Source organism: Rhodococcus sp. 114MFTsu3.1 (assembly GCF_000383555.1).
GTDB classification, from domain to species: Bacteria; Actinomycetota; Actinomycetes; order Mycobacteriales; family Mycobacteriaceae; genus Rhodococcoides; species Rhodococcoides fascians_E.
Window position 1 is genome coordinate 297,462 of the sequence record NZ_KB911544.1, and the last position, 16,734, is coordinate 314,195.

Consider the following 16,734-nt stretch of genomic DNA (forward strand, 5'->3'; position numbering starts at 1 on the left):
ACGGTAGAATCCGTTGCGACGAAGGGGTTGAGTGTGAAGGATCTGGTCGACACCACGGAGATGTACCTCCGGACGATTTACGACTTGGAAGAAGAGGGCGTCGTACCGCTGCGGGCACGTATCGCCGAACGCCTCGAACAGAGCGGTCCCACCGTCAGCCAGACCGTCGCTCGAATGGAGCGAGACGGGCTGCTTTCGGTCGCGGGTGACCGCCACCTGGAACTGACGGAGAAGGGCCGCAGCCTTGCCGTCGCAGTGATGCGCAAGCATCGGCTCGCCGAGCGGCTGCTCGTCGATGTGATCGGTCTGCGCTGGGAAGACGTCCATGCCGAGGCGTGCCGCTGGGAGCACGTCATGAGCGAGGAAGTCGAGCGTCGGCTCGTGGCCGTGCTGAACAACCCGACGACCTCGCCCTACGGGAATCCGATCCCCGGCTTGGCCGAACTCGGGCTCGGTCAGCCGGCTGCCGCGCCGGAGGACCTGATCAGGTTGACCGATCTGCCCCACGGGAACGCAACGGCCGTGGTCGTCCGTCGCCTCGCGGAGCACGTCCAGTCCGACCCCGAGGTCATCGCGCAGCTGCGCGATGCAGGCGTCGTGCCCGACGCGCGTGTGACGGTGGAGGCCAAGCCCGGCACGGTGACGATCACGGTCCCGGGCCACGACGGCATCGATATTTCCGAGGAGATGGCTCACGCCGTCCAGGTGAAGCAGGTCTGAGCGGAGTCACGGACGTGAAGTTGTTGGTGACCGGTGGAGCCGGGTACGTGGGCAGCGTGTGCGCTGCCGTCCTGATCGAACGCGGCCACGAGGTCGTGGTGGTGGACAACTTGTCGACCGGCAATCGGGATGCGGTTCCGGCAGGCGCCGAGTTCGTCGAGGCGGACATCAAGGATGTCGCGTCGTCGATTCTCGGCGACGGCCGGTTCGACGGAGTTCTGCACTTCGCTGCGCAGTCTCTCGTCGGAGAGTCCGTGGTGGCGCCCGATCGGTACTGGTCGGGCAATGTGGTGACCACGCTCGCGTTGCTCGAGGCGATCCGGGAGTCGGGCACACCGAAGCTCGTCTTCTCGTCCACGGCCGCGACGTACGGTGAGCCGGAGCGAACTCCGATCACGGAGTCGATGCCTACCGCGCCCACCAATCCGTACGGCGCAACCAAACTGGCCATCGACCACGCCATCACGTCGTACTCGAACGCCTACGGCCTGGCCGCGACCAGCCTGCGGTACTTCAATGTCGCGGGCGCGTATGCGGGTTTCGGCGAGAACCGAGTCGTGGAAACGCATTTGATTCCGCTGGTTCTGCAGACCGCCCTCGGTCAGCGGGCCAAGATCTCGGTGTTCGGAACGGATTGGCCGACTGCCGACGGCACCGCGGTGCGTGACTACATCCACGTCCTCGATCTTGCCGATGCCCACATCCTCGCACTCGAGTCGGCAACGCCGGGATCGCACACGATCTTCAATCTGGGCAGCGGTCAAGGCTTTTCGGTACGCGAGGTCATCGACGCCTGCGAGCGCGTCACCGGACTGCCCATTGCGGTGGAGAACGCGCCGCGCCGGGCAGGTGATCCGGCGGTTCTCATCGCTTCGAGCGAACGCGCCACCACCGAACTCGGGTGGTCGCCGCAAAGGACCGACCTCGATGTCATCGTCGCCGATGCGTGGAACTTCCTCCAGAAGTTGGGCGATCGAGCGCATTCGGCACGGCCGTAGCATCCGGTAGGGGCATTTCGGTACAGGTCAGTCCACCGGCGGCGGGAGCGCGACTCCGCACAGCTCGGCCACTGCATATCCGCTGAGCGCCACCTCCCGGATCATCGAGGGCCGCGCGCCTGCGGCGAGCGAGCGGCTCAGCAGGTGAGCGAGCGAGTAGTTCTCGTCCGCCTGGTGGGCGATGTCGAGCGCAACGGACGCCAGCGCGCCTTCGCCCCGCGTATAGGCACTGAACGCCAACAGCGTTGCCGGGCATGCCCGTTCCGGCGCGGGCAACGTGCGCATCAGCAGAGTCCACAACTGTTCGGCCAGCCCGGCGACACCGGTGAGCGCCAGTGCGAGGACGCTGTCGCGCACCATGACGTGCTGGACCGCCGCTCCGAACTCCGCGATCCGTTCCGGCGGCAGAGTGACCACGGCAGGGTTGTCGGGAGAGTACCCCGACCATTCCTCCAGTTGTTCGACGATCGAGTGGAGACGTCCGCGGTCGCTGCCGACGTCGACGACAGCGCCCGACGCCAGTGTCCGTGCGACTGTCCGCGACAGCGGATCGTCCACCGGCCGAACGGTTCTTGCCAGCATGGTGCGGGATTCGTGTACTCCGCGACCCTGGAGCATGTATGCCAGTGCAACGGGCGATGTTCTGGGGTCGGTGAGGTACCCGTATTCCATGACGCCGATCGCGGACCTCCACCGGCTCCCCCGGGTCACCTCTGCGATCAGGTACACCTCGGTGAGTTCGACCCCCCGAACTCGCAGCTGGTCGGACAATCGATGTGCGAGGCCCCTGAACCGTCCGTCCACGGTGACACCGCGATCGTCGACGATGACTGCCAGTGCGGCCCTGACCTGATACTGGGCACACATCTCGGCGAAGTGCTCGATAACGCTCTGCATGTCCTCGGTCACACCCGACTCGAAAAGCGACTGCCCTTCGGAACGGTCCGGCAGGGTCAGGTCGTGGCGCATCACGGTCTGGACTTCCAGGGTCGACCCGGCAAGAACGTCGAGGCACATCAACACCAGCGAACGCTCGGGCGTGAATCCAAGGAAGGCCGGGATCGCGGCGATGAGTTCACCCGGCCCGAGGATGCGCTCGGGTATCGGCGGGTGTCGGTGGGTTCCGGAGTCGGTTGTCATGCTGCACAGCGTGCCCGGGCCGAACTCCGAGTCTCGGTTCCGACCTGGGGCGGAAGACAGCCTGTGGATGACGGGCACCCTGTGGACAACCACCTGCGTCGACGGCCAATCCGAGAAGGGACGGCACGGGTGACGTCGGTGGGATGTGCTAGCCGGCCTTCACCTTCTGCACCGCTGCGGTGAAGACCTCGTCCAACGTCGCGCCGTCGGTCGCGCCCTGCTCGAAGGACATGTAGGTCGCTGCGATCCTGACGTCTCCGACCTGGGCGAGCAACGTCAACATCGACTGTGTCACCGTGTCCGAACCCGTTCCCGACGACACTGTCTGGCGGACAGCGAGGGTGTCGTCGGCGTCGATCGGCGGGGCTGGGACGACCGTCGAGCGGATGGTGGACGTTGCACCGGATTTCGTTGCCTGGACCTCGGCGCATTCGGCAAGTTGCGATTCCCGTACCGACAACGGCTCGTCGGTTGCGGTCAGTTCCACCGAGATCGTGGCGCGATCGGTGTTGTCGGTGCCGACGATCAGGGCGGCTTCGCCCGGTCGGACTTCCTTCGGTTTGCAACCGGCCGGACTCACCTCGGCGCCGACGGGGATTCCCGTCAGGTCCGGTGATGCCTGCGCAATCGCCTGTGGCGGAAGGACGATGGCCTCGTACGGGGCGGGGAACACCGACGGATCGACCAACAGCGCGTTCAGGTCCGTGGCCTCGGCCGATACCGACGGTGACCCGCTGGTGCCGGCCGGCTCGGGGGTACCGGACACGTCGGACCCGCACGCAGCCAGCGTCACGGCGGCGCAGATGCCGATCCCGAGAAGAGTCGGTCGATGTCCTGCGTTACGACGCACCACGGGAAGAGCCTCCAGACTTTGGCCACGGAAAGTACCGGAAATCTCGCCGGTTCACCTCAGGCAAGACGTCCGGTTCCACCCTCTCATTCGGAGGGTGGAACCGGACGTAAGGCACGCCCGTGTCCGCCGAGATACCCGGGCGAACACGGCGGGGGCTCAGCTTCCGCGTTTGATCCATTCCTCGAGGTGCGGGGACTCGTCGCCGATGCTCGTTCCGTCACCGTGTCCGGTGTTCACACGGGTGTCGGCGGGCAGCGCGAACAACCGATCCCGGATCGAGCCGATGATGGTCGGGAAATCGGAGTACGACCGCCCCGTGGCGCCGGGCCCGCCGGAGAACAGGGTGTCCCCGGAGAACAACTGACGTGCCTCGGGCACATGGAGGCACGTCGAGCCCGGCGAGTGTCCCGGTGTGTGCAGCGCCAGAATCTCCGTACCTGCCACGGAGATTCGCTGACCGTCCTCGAGCGTGGAGTGCGCGAGTCCGGGATGGGTCTGCTCCCACAACACGTCGTCGGCCGGGTTGAGCAGGATCGGCGCGTCGAGCTCGCGGGAGAGCTCCGGCGCCACGGTGACGTGATCGTTGTGGCCGTGTGTGCACACGATCGCCTTCACCGTCCGGCCCGCCACGGCCTCGATGATCGGGCGAGCGTCGTGAGCCGCATCGACGATCACCACTTCGCTGTCGTCGCCGATCAGCCAGATGTTGTTGTCGACATCCCATTCACCTCCGTCGAGAGCGAAGGTTCCCGAGGTCACCACCTTGTCGATACGCAGGCTCACAGTTCGACCACCGATCGCAGGACGGTGCCCTTGTGCATCTTCTCGAACGCAGCCTCGATGTCCTCGATCCCGATCCGTTCGGTCACGAACTTCTCCAGCGGCAACCGACCCTGCTCGTACAGATCCACCAACAACGGAAAATCCCTCTCCGGCAGACAATCGCCATACCACGACGACTTGAGCGACCCACCACGGGAGAAGAAATCGATCAACGGCATCTCCAGCGTCATCTCCGGCGTCGGAACCCCCACCAACACCACCGTCCCCGCCAGATCACGCGCATAGAACGCCTGCCTCCACGTCTCCGGACGACCCACCGCATCGATCACCACATCCGCACCGAACCCACCGGTGAGCTCCTGCACCGCCGACGTCGCATCGACCGCCGACGCATCGACGGTGTGCGTGGCACCGAGATCCTTCGCCCACTCGAGCTTTCCCTTGTCCCGATCGACAGCGATGATCGTCGTCGCCCCCGCCAACTTCGCACCCGCGATCGCCGCATCACCGACACCACCACACCCGATGACCGCCACCGAATCACCACGCGAGACGTTGCCGGTGTTCATCGCCGCACCGAGCCCGGCCATCACACCGCACCCGAGCAACCCCACCACCGCAGGATCGGACTCCGGATTCACCTTCGTGCACTGCCCTTCGTGCACCAACGTCTTGTCCGCGAAAGCACCGATACCCAACGCCGGCGAAAGCTCCGTGCCATCGGCCAGGGTCATTTTCTTCGACGCATTGTGCGTATCGAAGCAGTACCAGGGCTTGCCCTTCTTGCAGGCCCGGCATTCACCACACACCGCACGCCAGTTCAACACCACGAAATCCCCGACCTCCACGTGGGTGACCGCGTCCCCGATCGTCTCGACGGTGCCTGCAGCCTCGTGGCCGAGCAGAAACGGGAACTCGTCGTTGATCCCGCCCTCGCGGTAATGCAGATCGGTATGACACACCCCGCACGCGGCGATCCTCACCACGACATCGTTGGGCCCGGGATCAGGAATGGTGACCTGCTCGATCGAGACCGGCTCACCCTTCGCCTTCGCGACCACGGCACGCACTGTTTGCGGCATTGCTTCCTCCACACTCGGGTTGAAATGTCCTGACATCACACTTCCACAACCCATGCAGGAGTAGCGACATTCGTACATGCCGAACTGGTCGGTGTTCACGTGCTTGTGACCGGAGCGGCATCCGAACTTCGCGCACGCGGAGTATTCATGATCCATGTCTGCATCGATGGAATACGACCTCGTGGTGATCGGCTCGGGACCCGGTGGGCAGAAGGCCGCCATCGCGGCGGCAAAGCTCGGCAAACGGGTTGCCATGGTGGAGAAGGGAAAGATGCTCGGCGGTGTCTGTGTGAACACCGGGACCATCCCGTCGAAAACTCTGCGCGAGGCCGTTCTGTACCTCACCGGAATGAATCAGAGAGAGCTGTACGGTGCCAGCTACCGTGTCAAGGCGAACATCACTCCGGCGGATCTGCTTGCTCGCACGGCCCACGTGATCGGCAAGGAGATCGAGGTCGTCCGCTCGCAGCTGCTGCGGAACCGAATCGAACTGATCACCGGCACGGGTCGCTTCCTGGACGCCCACACCGTCGACATCGACGACGACCAACGTGGCGAGCGGATCACCGTCAAGGCGAAGAATGTCGTGATCGCCACGGGCACCGCCCCGGCGCGTCCCGCGGACATCGAGTTCGACGACTACCGAGTCCTCGATTCCGACGGAATTCTGAACCTCGAGTTCATACCCGCTTCGATGGTCGTGGTCGGTGCGGGTGTCATCGGTATCGAATATGCGTCGATGTTCGCGGCACTCGGCACGAAGGTGACCGTCGTCGAGAAACGAGACACCATGCTGGACTTCTGCGACCGCGAGATCGTGGAATCGCTGCAGTTCCATCTGCGTGATCTGGCGGTGACGTTCCGTTTCGGTGAAGCAGTCACGGCAGTGGACGTCGGACCGTCCGGCACGGTGACCACACTGGCCAGCGGAAAACGCATACCGGCCGAGGCCGTTATGTACTCGGCGGGACGCCAGGGTTTGACCGATGCACTGTCACTGGAGAACGCGGGACTCGAAGCCGACGCGCGGGGCCGCATCTTCGTCGACGACAACTTTCAGACGAAGGTCGATCACATCTATGCGGTCGGGGACGTCATCGGGTTTCCTGCATTGGCCGCTACATCGATGGATCAGGGACGACTGGCCGCGTACCACGCGTTCGGTGAACCGAGCAAAGGGCTGATGGACCTACAGCCGATCGGAATCTACTCGATTCCCGAAGTTTCCTACGTAGGCGCCACAGAGGTGGAGCTGACGAAAAACTCCGTCCCGTACGAGGTAGGTGTCTCGCGCTATCGGGAGCTGGCGCGAGGCCAGATAGCCGGCGACTCCTACGGCATGCTCAAGCTGCTCGTGTCGACGGAGGACAGGTCGCTGCTGGGGGTGCACATCTTCGGTTCGGGAGCCACCGACCTGATCCACATCGGCCAAGCAGTCATGGGGTGCGGTGGCTCCGTCGATTACCTGGTCGACGCCGTGTTCAACTACCCCACCTTGTCGGAGGCGTACAAGGTCGCGGCCCTGGACGTCACCAACAAGATCCGCGCGCTCGAGAGTTTCGGGGGCTGACCGAAGTCTCATCCAGCGGTCACAGGGAATGAACGACACGACGGGAGGTGTTCATTGGGGAGTGGGTGTCGTGAAAGCGACTTCCGGTGCTACCGCCCGAACCGCACGAGTATCCTGTCTCGAAGTCGGTTTCGGCGTCCTCCTCGCGCACCGGGCCTCGAACGAACTAGCGAAAGGGGTCCGGCATGGACGAGAAGTCGAGTATGTACGAGCTGGAGTTTCCGGCTCCACAGATCTCTTCCAGCGACGGAGTGGGGCCGATCCTGGTCCACGGTCTCGAAGGATTCTCCGACGCCGGTCATGCGGTGAAGTTGGCGACGAAGCATCTGCGGGAGACGCTGGAAACGGAGTTGGTCGCGTCGTTCGATGTGGACGAGCTGATCGATTATCGGTCGCGGCGCCCGACGATGTCCTTCAAGTCCGATCACTTCTCGGATTACGACGCTCCCGAGCTCAATCTGTACGCCGTCAAGGACAACACCGGCACGCCGTTCCTTTTGTTGTCCGGGATGGAGCCGGATCTGCGGTGGGAGAAGTTCACCACTGCGGTACGCCTTCTTGCCGAGCAACTCGGGGTCCGTCGCACCATCGGTCTCGGTTCGATCCCGATGGCGATCCCGCACACCCGCCCGCTCGGTGTGACGGCCCATTCGTCCAACAAGGATTTGGTTCCCGAGGATCAGAGCTGGTCCGGTGAGCTGCAGGTTCCCGGTAGCGCCTCCTCGCTGCTCGAACTACGGATGGCCCAGCACGGTCACGAGTCCATGGGCTTCTCCGTTCACGTTCCGCACTACCTCGCGCAGACGGATTACCCGGCGGCCGCGGAGACCTTGCTCGAGAACGTCAGCACCGCCGGCGAGCTCGACCTCCCCCTCGTCGCGCTGGGGCAGGCTGCGGCTCGCGTCAAGGAACAGGTCGACGAGCACATCACCGGCAACGAGGAAGTCCAGTCGGTCGTCCACGCGCTCGAGCGTCAGTACGACACGTACGTCGCAGCCCAGGAGCAGCAGTCGACGTTGTTGGCGAAGGATCAGGACCTTCCGAGCGGTGACGAACTGGGTGCGGAATTCGAGAAGTTCCTCGCCGAGCAGACCGGTTTCGGCACCGAGTCCGGCTCCCCGACCGACGCGGACTCCTCGGACGAGGGCCACGACAACCCCTGACCGGTTGTCGGTGATCGATTCTTCATGGGCGGTGTCGGGTGTGATGTTTCACGCCTGACGCCGCCCTTTTCGGTGTAACGAACAGCCCCCGACAAGCCGAAACATACCTGTAACTGTAAATCCGCTCGATATCTCGCCGATGCCGCGAACTCGTGCGAGAGTCTTAAGCGACATCCCTGCCCCGGCAGGACGGAGTTCGTCGGACGAAGGAGGCGAGATGAGCAATCCGCGCACACGCAAGCTGCGTCCGGTGCCGGACACTGCACCGCGGCTCGCCTTCCGCACCGTGCACGGATACAGGCGCGCCTACCGGATCGCGGGCGAGGGCCCGGTGCTGTTGCTCATTCATGGCATCGGCGACAACTCCGAGACGTGGAACGACGTCATCCCCCACCTCGCTCAGAGTTACACCGTCATCGCACCCGATCTGCTCGGGCACGGTCGATCGGACAAACCGCGCGCGGACTATTCGGTCGCCGCGTACGCCAACGGAATGCGGGATCTCCTGTCGGTGCTCGGCATCGAGCACGTGACGGTGGTCGGGCATTCGCTCGGCGGCGGCGTCGCTATGCAGTTCTCGTACCAGTTCCCTCACATGGTCGACCGTCTCGTCCTGGTGGCGTCCGGGGGCGTGACGAAGGACGTGCATCCGATCCTGAGGATCGCGTCGCTCCCCCTCGTCAGCGAGGCCGTGAAGCTGTTGCGCATCCCCGGTGCGTTGTCGCTGGTGAAGCTCGCGGGGTCGGTCGTGGGCCGAGTCAACGGATCACCGCTTCGACCGGGCGGGCTGCTGCACGACACACCGGACCTCGTCCGTGTACTGAGCGGACTCCCGGATCCGACTGCGTCCGAGGCGTATCTACGCACCCTTCGCGCTGTCGTCGACTGGCGAGGACAGGTGGTGACGATGCTCGATCGTTGCTATCTCACCGAGAACCTGCCTGTCCTCCTGGTCTGGGGTGACGAGGATTCGGTGATTCCGATCAGCCACGCGCGCCTCGCTCACGCAGCGATGCCCGGGTCGAAGCTCGAAGTGTTCCGCAGATCCGGTCACTTCCCGTTTCGGGACGACCCCATTCGATTTCTCCGCGTCCTCGAAGCGTTCTTCGAGGAGACGACGACGCTCGAGTTCGACGAGGCGCGGTGGCGACACCTTCTCGCGACCGGGGTCGGAGAGGACATGATTTCCGGTAGTGCGAGTACGCGTCTGGCCGTGCTCGGCGCGATGGGCTCGGACGAGCGCAGCGCCACGTGACGGCCGGGCTCGAAGGACTCCGGTGACATCGACGTCCCCGTCGACCCATAACCTGTAGGGGTGCTCCTCTTCGATCTCGTCCCCGATCCCACCACCGACGAGGCGCAGGATCCGGACACCCTGTTCGACATCTTTCAGGAGTGGACGGCCGAGCGCGGCCTGACGCTGTACCCGGCGCAGGAAGAGGCGCTGATCGAGCTGGTGTCGGGATCCAACGTCATCCTGGCCACGCCTACCGGATCGGGCAAGTCCATGGTCGCCGTCGGTGCTCACTTCGCGGCCGTGGCAGCGGGGCGGCGAACGTTCTACACCGCTCCCATCAAAGCTCTCGTCAGTGAGAAATTCTTTGCGCTCTGCGACATCTTCGGAGCTCAGAACGTCGGGATGATGACAGGTGACGCTTCGGTCAACGCGGGAGCGCCCATCATCTGCGCCACCGCGGAGATCGTCGCGAACCTGGCGCTGCGCCAGGGCGCGGACTCGGACATCGGGCAGGTCGTCATGGACGAGTTCCACTACTACTCCGAGCCGGATCGCGGTTGGGCCTGGCAGGTCCCCCTGATCGAACTCCCGAACGCACAGTTTCTTCTGATGTCCGCCACCCTCGGTGACGTCTCGTTCTTCCGGGACGATCTGACGAGGCGCACCGGCCGTGTCACCACGGTGGTGTCCGGGACGGAACGACCGGTGCCCCTGATGTTCTCGTACGTCACCACACCGATCAGCGAGACCATCGCGGAACTCGTCGAGACACACCTCGCCCCGGTGTACGTCGTCCACTTCACACAAGCAGCTGCTCTCGAACGCGCTCAGGCTCTGACGTCCGTCAACGTCGCGTCCAAGCAGGAGAAGGCCCAGATCGCCGATGCGATCGGCCAGTTCCGCTTCACGACGGGATTCGGCAAGACGCTGTCTCGGCTGGTCCGCCACGGCATCGGGGTCCACCACGCAGGGATGCTCCCCAAGTATCGACGACTCGTGGAGAAACTCGCTCAGGACGGCCTGCTCAAGGTCATCTGCGGGACCGACACTCTCGGCGTCGGCATCAACGTCCCGATCAGAACGGTGCTGTTCACCGGGCTGACCAAGTACGACGGAATTCGCACCCGCCAACTCCGCGCCCGCGAGTTTCATCAGATCGCAGGCCGCGCGGGCCGCGCGGGATACGACACCCTCGGTACCGTCGTCGTCGAGGCGCCGGAACACGACATCGAGAACGCACGTTTGGTCGCCAAAGCCGGTGACGACCCCAAGAAGCTCAAGCGCGTTCAACGCAAGAAGGCACCGGACGGGTTCGTGTCCTGGGGCGAGCCGACGTTCGAGCGAATCGTCGCGGCAAGCCCCGAACCGCTGACGTCCCGATTCTCGGTGAACAACTCCATGCTTCTCAATGTCATTGCTCGGCCCGGCAATTGCTTCACCGCGATGCGCCATCTGCTCGAGGACAGTCACGAGACTCGCCCCGCCCAACGCAAACACATCCTTCGGGCGATCACCCTCTACCGGGGGCTCGTTGCCGCCGGGATCGTCGAGCAATCGGCCGAGCCGGATGCCGACGGGAAGTACGCCCGCTTGACGATGGATTTGCAACCGGACTTCGCGCTCAATCAGCCGCTGTCTCCGTTCGCGCTGGCGTCGTTCGAACTGCTCGACACGGAATCCGCAACACACGCCCTCGACGTCGTGTCGATCATCGAATCGACGTTGGACGACCCACGCCAGATCTTGATGGCTCAGCAGCACGCCGCACGCGGTGAGGCAGTAGCGCAGATGAAAGCCGACGGCATCGAGTACGACGAGCGGATGGAACTCCTCGAAGAGGTGACGTGGCCCAAGCCCTTGGCCGAGCTCCTCGTCCCCGCGTTCGAGATCTACCGGGGAGGCCACCCCTGGTTGAACGACGTTGCGTTGTCACCGAAATCCGTCGTCCGCGACATGATCGAACGGACCATGACGTTCGCGGAACTGATCAGTCACTACGGGCTCAGCCGCTCCGAGGGACTCGTTCTCCGCTACCTCGCCGATGCCTATCGGGCACTGCGCCAGACGGTTCCCCCCGAGGCCAGGACCGAGGAGGTGCAGGACATCACCGAATGGTTGGGCGAGCTGGTCCGTCAGGTCGACTCCAGCCTGCTCGACGAATGGGAGAACCTGACCGACCCCGGTGAGGAACCGGAGACCAGGCCGGAGGCGTACGGCGGGGATTCTCCGAAACCGATCACCGCCAACCCCAGGGCTTTTCGAGTCATGGTCCGCAACGCCGTCTTCAAGCGCATCGAACTCGCTGCCGGGCGCCGATGGAATGCTCTCGACGAGCTCGACGACGGCCCCGACTGGGAATTCGATCTGGAGCCGTACTTCGAGGAGTACGGCGAGATGGGCACCGGCCCGTCGGCGCGGGGCCCGGCCCTGTTCGATCTCGTCGTCGGCAAGGACGAGACGACGGTGCGACAGATCATCGAAGATCCCAACGGGGACCAGGGATGGTCGCTCGTCGGGACGATCGACCTCGAGGAATCGAATGCCGCGGGTGAGATCGTGTTCGACGAGATAGTGGTTCAGGCGGGCTGATTCGGGCCGGCTACCCGAGCACCGATGCGAGAGATGAGGTTTGCGATCGCTCGATACTCGTCGCCGCGCGCACTCGAGGCTCGGTGAACCAGTCCCATGGTGCGACCGGGCTTGGGGTCCGCGAACTCTCCGATACCGAGTGCTCCCCTGCCCGTTTCCACGTGCACCGCCGAACGCGGGACGAGTGTCACGCCGAGACCGCCTGCGACGCACTGCACGACGGTGGCCAGAGACGTGGCTCTCGTGTCGCTCGACATCGGCGCGCTGTCGACGGATCGACACAGATCGAGTGTCTGATCGCGAAGGCAGTGCCCGTCGTCCAGGAGCAACATGGGCTGCCCCGCGAGTACGTTCAGCGCGAGCCCGGTTCGGCCCGCAAGGTCGTGGGCAGGCGGCACGACCAGGACGAAGTCCTCGGTGTACACAGGGATTTCGACCAGACCGTTCTCTTCGGTCGGCAAGGCGACGACGGCAGCCTCTATCGCACCGCTCCGCAGCGAGGCGAGCAGTCGTTCGGTCTGGTCCTCCACGATGAACGGCACGACATCCGGATACTCGGCGGCGATCGCCGGCAGCAGGGCAGGCAGAACGTACGGCGCGACGGTGGGAATGAGGCCCAACCTGAGCGGGCCCGCCAACGTGCTGCCCAAGCCGGACGCTTCGGTGACGAAGCCGTCGGCCGCTTCCAGAGTGGCGCGTGCCCGCCCCAGGAGCTGATTGCCTGCAGTGGTCACCAGAACCTTTCGCGTGCTGCGCTCGACCAGCTGGACGCCGAGTCCCTGCTCCAGCGATGCGAGCGCTTGCGAGAGCGTCGGCTGGCTGACCTTCAGCCGTGCGGCCGCGGTACCGAAATGACGGTGCTCGGCCACCGCCACGAATGCGCGCAACTGCGACAGCGTCGGCTGATAACTCTGATCGGACATACCGATCAGTCTAGGCCAACTCATCGGCAACACCTTTCGCCCGGAGTCCTCGTCGGCGCTCGCGTAGACTCTGCCGCCATGGGTATCGACGTGTCGGTAGTGCGAGTGTTCACCGATCAGGACGGCAACCACGGCAATCCCCTGGGAATCGTCGACGCCCAGGACGTCCCCGAGAACGAACGACAGGCACTGGCGCATCGATTGGGATTCAGCGAAACCATCTTCTACAGCCGTAGTTCGAGCGATCCGGCTCGCGCCGAGGCGACCATCTACGCCCCGGCGCAGGAACTGCCGTTCGCCGGGCATCCCACGGTCGGACTGTCGTGGTGGCTGCGCGCACAGGGCACCCCGATCGACGTGTTGACCGTACCCGCTTCCGATCTCGCGGTCCGCTACGACGGTGACGTGTCCTGGGTCAGAGCCAAGCCCGAGTGGACGCCCCACTTCGTCGAGCATCACCTGGACTCCGCTGCCGACGTCGACGAACTCGATGCCGCGTCGTTCACCGACGATCACCACTACGCCTGGGCCTGGACGGACGAAGGCGCAGGGCACATCAGGTCACGAATGTTCGCACCCAGCATGGGAATTGCCGAGGACGAGGCCACCGGCTCGGCGGCAGTCTGGATCACCGGAGTACTCGGACGAGGACTCGTCGTCGCTCAGGGACGCGGTTCCGTTCTCGTCACCGGTCGCGACGGGGACTGGATCGAGCTGGGCGGCCGCACCGTTTCGGAGAACACCATCAGCGTGTGACGGCGGACACGTCGACGAAGATCTCGTCGCCCAGCGTGACGCCGGGCACGAGAGGGAGTCGATCGCCGCTCCAGAACTTTCCGGGGTCGAACCAGTTCGCCTTCTTGTTGCCCGTCAGCAACCCCATCGAGTCGTACGTCATCGCAACCACTTCCGCGCAATACGCGGTTTCGAGGGCCGCGGATCCGGCGGCCTCGTCCTCGCGGGATCGGCGACGAAACGTCGGTACCCGTCCCTTGAACCAACTGCCCGCCAACTTCGCCGTCGTCGGGAACGCTGTTCCGTCCATCCGCGCGATGGTGCGCATCAGCGCATCCTCCTGCTCGCGGGTCACGGGCTCACTCAACTGCCGCAGCCAGCATCGCTGCGCGTACTTGTCGGACCACTGCAGCACCGCCGCCCGTAGGTCGTGCAACTGGACCCCGCGCTGAAAGTTGCCCGTCCACATGTCCTGCAGCGTCTTCCCCAGCTCGGCATGCCACATCAGCGGGGGTAGATCGTCGACGACCACGGCCATTCCGACGTGGTTCACCGGACTGTTGGTCAACGTCTGTATCGCACGATCGGCCGCCGAATGCCCACGGAAGATCCAGATGTCACCGGTCCGAGTGGCATCGACAGCAGTGTCGAGCGAAATCGACGAAACAGTCATGAGACCCAGCGTAAAGGGATCGCTCCTGTCGGCTCCACTCCCGGCCTTCATGGGTCGTTCCTGCCGGCTCCACTCCCGGCCTTCCTGGGTCGTTCCTGCCGGCTCCACTCCCGGCCCCCGATCCCAGTACGGTGAGGCGATGAAGCTGTGGAAGGTACTCGGCCTTGCGGGCGTCGTCGGTGTTGCGGCAACCGGAGCACTCGTCGTGAAGTCGGAGCGCACTCGCCGCGCCTACGCACCGGACGAGGTGCGCGCGCAGTTGCACCGTCGGTTCGCCGAGGCTGCGGAAACCGAACCGCCGCCGCCGCTGCCCACACCGACTCGCGGGCAGCGCCTTCGGGCGAAATTCAGCCGAGCGCGCTGAGAATTCGAGTCGCGAGCTCCTGCACCTGGGCGTCGGTCATGACGAACGCCGGCGAGATCTGCATGGCTCCCTGTCCGGCTGCGCGGCCGGACACTCCGTGCTCGCGGAGTGTCTTGACGAACGGCAATGCTTCGGCTGGATCGGCGAGCTGGATCGCCGCCACCGCACCGAGCCCACTGCGCACTTCCTGAACACGCGGGTGATCGGCGAGCGGCGCGAGGTAGGTGTGCAACGACGACTCCAGGCGGGCGGATTCCTGCAGGAGGTTCTCGCGTTCGACGATGTCGAGGTTGGCGAGGGCCGCGGCGGCCGCACCGGCGTGGCCGCCGTAGGTGTACCCGTGCCTCCACCAGGCTCCGCCTGCGAAGAACGGCTCGGCGATCTGTGGGGCGATGAACACTGCGCCCATCGGAACGTATCCCGAGGTGAGCCCTTTGGCGGTGGTCATCAGATCCGGTGCGAGATCGAACCGAGAGGACGCGAACCACGATCCGCCGATCCGGCCGAACCCGGTGACGACCTCGTCCGCGACGAACAGCACGTCGTTGTCTCGGCAGATCTGCCTGACCTCCGCCAGGTAGCCGTCCGGCGGCAGGTAGACGCCACCGGCGCCGATGATGGGTTCGCAGAAGAAGGCAGCGACCTTGTCGGACCCCACTTCCTCGATCAGCGCCAACAGGCTCTTCGCGTCGTCCCACGCGACAGTCCTGGCGTCGGGCATCAGCGTGCCGTAGTTCTCGTGGTTGACCGGAATGCCGGCGAGAGAGGTACCTGCGACGTGCATACCGTGATATGCCTTCTGCCGCCCCACGATCAGCGTCTTCTCGGGCCTGCCCACCTCGTGCCAGTAGCGCCGAGCCAGCTTGGCCGCGGTATCGATCGAGTCGGATCCGCCCGAGGTGAAGAAGATCTTGCTGCCTGCGACCGGTGCGATCTCGGCGAGACGCTCGGCGAGGACCGACGTGGTCTCCGGCACGAAGTCTCCGAAGTTGGAGTAGTGCGCAAGAGAAGACAGTTGGGTCGCGACCGCGTCGGCGATCTCGCGACGACCGTGCCCGACGTTGGTGAACCAGAGTCCGGCGGTGGCGTCGAGGTACTCGTTACCGTCGCGGTCGTAGATGTAGGCGCCGTCACCGCGGGCGACGACGAACGGCCCGGACGCGGTGACTGCGCCCATGTCGGCGAAACCGTGCCACAGCGCGGAGTGTCTGGATTCGAAACTCGGTTCGGTCGCGGAAGACATGCTCCGAAGCCTAGTCACTGCGGTCGTCCGCGCCACTGCCGAGTCGCCATCTGCTGCCGAGTCGGCCGACGGCGTTCACGGCGAGTGCCATCAACACGAATGCCACGGTCAGCACCACCAGTCCGATGACGAGCGCGACATAACCTTGCCCTCGGGGGTCGAGGAACGGGTAGGGGTACCAGTCGACGATCGGGCCTCGAATCAGGCTGTAGATCCCGTAGACGAGGGGAAACAGCAGCCACAGAAGAGACCGCGCCTCCGAGATCCGCTTGCGTGCGGGAACGATCACCCAGTCGAGAAGCAGGACCACCGGCATGATTCTGTGCACCACGTTGTTGGTCCACGGATCCGCGACACCGACGTCGATGTTCGCCAGAAGAACGGCATAGATGATCCCGGTGATCACCATGTACAGCGTCACGGCACCCCGGAACAACTGCCATCCCTCGCCTGGAGGATCGACGATGCCGCCGATACCCAGCACCACGACGGTCAGCACGTTGCTCAGGACGGTGAAGTAACTGAAATAGTTCGCGACCGAGAAACCTTCGGTCCCGACACCTTTCGCGAGAATCGTCGCCAGGGCTGCGGCTGTCAGAAGAGCGAACCCGACCCTCGCAATTCTGATTACTATCGACGTGGAATCGGTAGGCATAGCCGA

Annotated in this window: 16 protein-coding genes; 8 read left to right on the plus strand and 8 right to left on the minus strand. The window is 64.6% G+C overall.

From position 1 onward, the window contains the following. Window positions 1-33: 33 nt before the first annotated feature. Window positions 34-720 (plus strand): metal-dependent transcriptional regulator, encoded by a 687-nt coding sequence (locus tag H292_RS0101400; RefSeq protein ID WP_019664070.1) that lies wholly within the window; start codon window positions 34-36, stop codon window positions 718-720. Window positions 721-734: 14 nt separating this feature from the next. Further along, window positions 735-1,718, plus strand: a complete 984-nt coding sequence (galE, locus tag H292_RS0101405) for a UDP-glucose 4-epimerase GalE (protein ID WP_020110192.1) — start codon at window positions 735-737, stop codon at window positions 1,716-1,718. A 27-nt stretch (window positions 1,719-1,745) separates the two neighbouring features. Here the strand turns inward: galE and H292_RS0101410 are convergent, their stop codons facing one another. From H292_RS0101410 to H292_RS0101425, 4 genes are all read right to left on the minus strand, one after another. Further along, the gene (locus H292_RS0101410) at window positions 1,746-2,858 is read right to left on the minus strand and encodes a DUF4192 domain-containing protein (RefSeq protein WP_020110193.1); all 1,113 of its coding nucleotides are present in this window, start codon (window positions 2,856-2,858) and stop codon (window positions 1,746-1,748) included. 148 nt (window positions 2,859-3,006) lie between these two features. After that, window positions 3,007-3,651 carry a DUF5642 family protein gene (locus H292_RS0101415; protein WP_020110194.1) on the minus strand — a complete coding sequence of 215 codons (645 nt, stop codon included), beginning with the start codon at window positions 3,649-3,651 and terminating at the stop codon, window positions 3,007-3,009. A gap of 216 nt (window positions 3,652-3,867) precedes the next feature. Further along, complete coding sequence (locus tag H292_RS0101420) at window positions 3,868-4,494, minus strand: MBL fold metallo-hydrolase (RefSeq protein WP_019664074.1); 627 nt, start codon at window positions 4,492-4,494, stop codon at window positions 3,868-3,870. Next, window positions 4,491-5,576 carry an S-(hydroxymethyl)mycothiol dehydrogenase gene (locus H292_RS0101425; RefSeq protein WP_026347600.1) on the minus strand — a complete coding sequence of 362 codons (1,086 nt, stop codon included), beginning with the start codon at window positions 5,574-5,576 and terminating at the stop codon, window positions 4,491-4,493. The genes H292_RS0101420 and H292_RS0101425 overlap by 4 nt, the downstream gene beginning before the upstream one ends. A 154-nt stretch (window positions 5,577-5,730) precedes the next feature. Between H292_RS0101425 and sthA the strand changes: the two genes are divergently transcribed. From sthA to H292_RS0101445, 4 genes are all read left to right on the plus strand, one after another. Continuing rightward, window positions 5,731-7,146 (plus strand): Si-specific NAD(P)(+) transhydrogenase, encoded by a 1,416-nt coding sequence (sthA, locus tag H292_RS0101430; protein ID WP_019664076.1) that lies wholly within the window; start codon window positions 5,731-5,733, stop codon window positions 7,144-7,146. Between the two features lie 185 nt (window positions 7,147-7,331). Continuing rightward, on the plus strand, window positions 7,332-8,309 hold the full coding sequence (locus tag H292_RS0101435) for a proteasome assembly chaperone family protein (RefSeq protein WP_019664077.1): 978 nt from the start codon (window positions 7,332-7,334) through the stop codon (window positions 8,307-8,309). 217 nt (window positions 8,310-8,526) lie between these two features. Continuing rightward, the gene (locus tag H292_RS0101440; RefSeq protein ID WP_020110196.1) at window positions 8,527-9,564 is read left to right on the plus strand and encodes an alpha/beta fold hydrolase; all 1,038 of its coding nucleotides are present in this window, start codon (window positions 8,527-8,529) and stop codon (window positions 9,562-9,564) included. A 60-nt stretch (window positions 9,565-9,624) separates the two neighbouring features. Continuing rightward, window positions 9,625-12,135, plus strand: a complete 2,511-nt coding sequence (locus H292_RS0101445; RefSeq protein ID WP_020110197.1) for a DEAD/DEAH box helicase — start codon at window positions 9,625-9,627, stop codon at window positions 12,133-12,135. On the opposite strand, the gene H292_RS0101450 is transcribed toward H292_RS0101445, so the two are convergent. Next, the gene (locus H292_RS0101450) at window positions 12,123-13,058 is read right to left on the minus strand and encodes a LysR substrate-binding domain-containing protein (protein WP_020110198.1); all 936 of its coding nucleotides are present in this window, start codon (window positions 13,056-13,058) and stop codon (window positions 12,123-12,125) included. The genes H292_RS0101445 and H292_RS0101450 overlap by 13 nt on opposite strands. A 78-nt stretch (window positions 13,059-13,136) precedes the next feature. Here H292_RS0101450 and H292_RS0101455 point away from each other — a divergent pair, with 78 nt between their 5' ends. Then, window positions 13,137-13,814 (plus strand): PhzF family phenazine biosynthesis protein, encoded by a 678-nt coding sequence (locus tag H292_RS0101455; RefSeq protein ID WP_020110199.1) that lies wholly within the window; start codon window positions 13,137-13,139, stop codon window positions 13,812-13,814. On the opposite strand, the gene H292_RS0101460 is transcribed toward H292_RS0101455, so the two are convergent. Continuing rightward, window positions 13,804-14,466 carry a hypothetical protein gene (locus H292_RS0101460; protein WP_019664082.1) on the minus strand — a complete coding sequence of 221 codons (663 nt, stop codon included), beginning with the start codon at window positions 14,464-14,466 and terminating at the stop codon, window positions 13,804-13,806. The genes H292_RS0101455 and H292_RS0101460 overlap by 11 nt on opposite strands. A 139-nt stretch (window positions 14,467-14,605) precedes the next feature. Here H292_RS0101460 and H292_RS0101465 point away from each other — a divergent pair, with 139 nt between their 5' ends. Further along, entirely contained in the window at window positions 14,606-14,830 is a 225-nt protein-coding gene (locus H292_RS0101465; protein ID WP_019664083.1) for a hypothetical protein, read from the plus strand. On the opposite strand, the gene H292_RS0101470 is transcribed toward H292_RS0101465, so the two are convergent. Further along, window positions 14,814-16,073: an aminotransferase family protein gene (locus tag H292_RS0101470; RefSeq protein WP_019664084.1), complete on the minus strand. Its 1,260-nt coding sequence runs from the start codon at window positions 16,071-16,073 to the stop codon at window positions 14,814-14,816. The two genes, H292_RS0101465 and H292_RS0101470, sit on opposite strands and share 17 nt — an antisense overlap. Window positions 16,074-16,083: 10 nt before the next feature. Next, a complete protein-coding gene (locus H292_RS0101475; protein WP_019664085.1) occupies window positions 16,084-16,728 on the minus strand; it encodes a Pr6Pr family membrane protein in 645 nt (214 codons plus the stop codon). Window positions 16,729-16,734: the final 6 nt, after the last annotated feature.

Coding starts and splice junctions, on each gene's coding strand:
- H292_RS0101410 (WP_020110193.1), bottom strand. CDS start 2,858: ATGACAACCGACTCCGGAACCCACCGACACCCGCCGATACCCGAGCGC.
- H292_RS0101425 (WP_026347600.1), bottom strand. CDS start 5,576: ATGCCGCAAACAGTGCGTGCCGTGGTCGCGAAGGCGAAGGGTGAGCCG.
- sthA (WP_019664076.1), top strand. CDS start 5,731: ATGTCTGCATCGATGGAATACGACCTCGTGGTGATCGGCTCGGGACCC.
- H292_RS0101435 (WP_019664077.1), top strand. CDS start 7,332: ATGGACGAGAAGTCGAGTATGTACGAGCTGGAGTTTCCGGCTCCACAG.
- H292_RS0101440 (WP_020110196.1), top strand. CDS start 8,527: ATGAGCAATCCGCGCACACGCAAGCTGCGTCCGGTGCCGGACACTGCA.
- H292_RS0101450 (WP_020110198.1), bottom strand. CDS start 13,058: ATGTCCGATCAGAGTTATCAGCCGACGCTGTCGCAGTTGCGCGCATTC.
- H292_RS0101455 (WP_020110199.1), top strand. CDS start 13,137: ATGGGTATCGACGTGTCGGTAGTGCGAGTGTTCACCGATCAGGACGGC.
- H292_RS0101460 (WP_019664082.1), bottom strand. CDS start 14,466: ATGACTGTTTCGTCGATTTCGCTCGACACTGCTGTCGATGCCACTCGG.
- H292_RS0101465 (WP_019664083.1), top strand. CDS start 14,606: ATGAAGCTGTGGAAGGTACTCGGCCTTGCGGGCGTCGTCGGTGTTGCG.
- H292_RS0101470 (WP_019664084.1), bottom strand. CDS start 16,073: ATGTCTTCCGCGACCGAACCGAGTTTCGAATCCAGACACTCCGCGCTG.
- H292_RS0101475 (WP_019664085.1), bottom strand. CDS start 16,728: ATGCCTACCGATTCCACGTCGATAGTAATCAGAATTGCGAGGGTCGGG.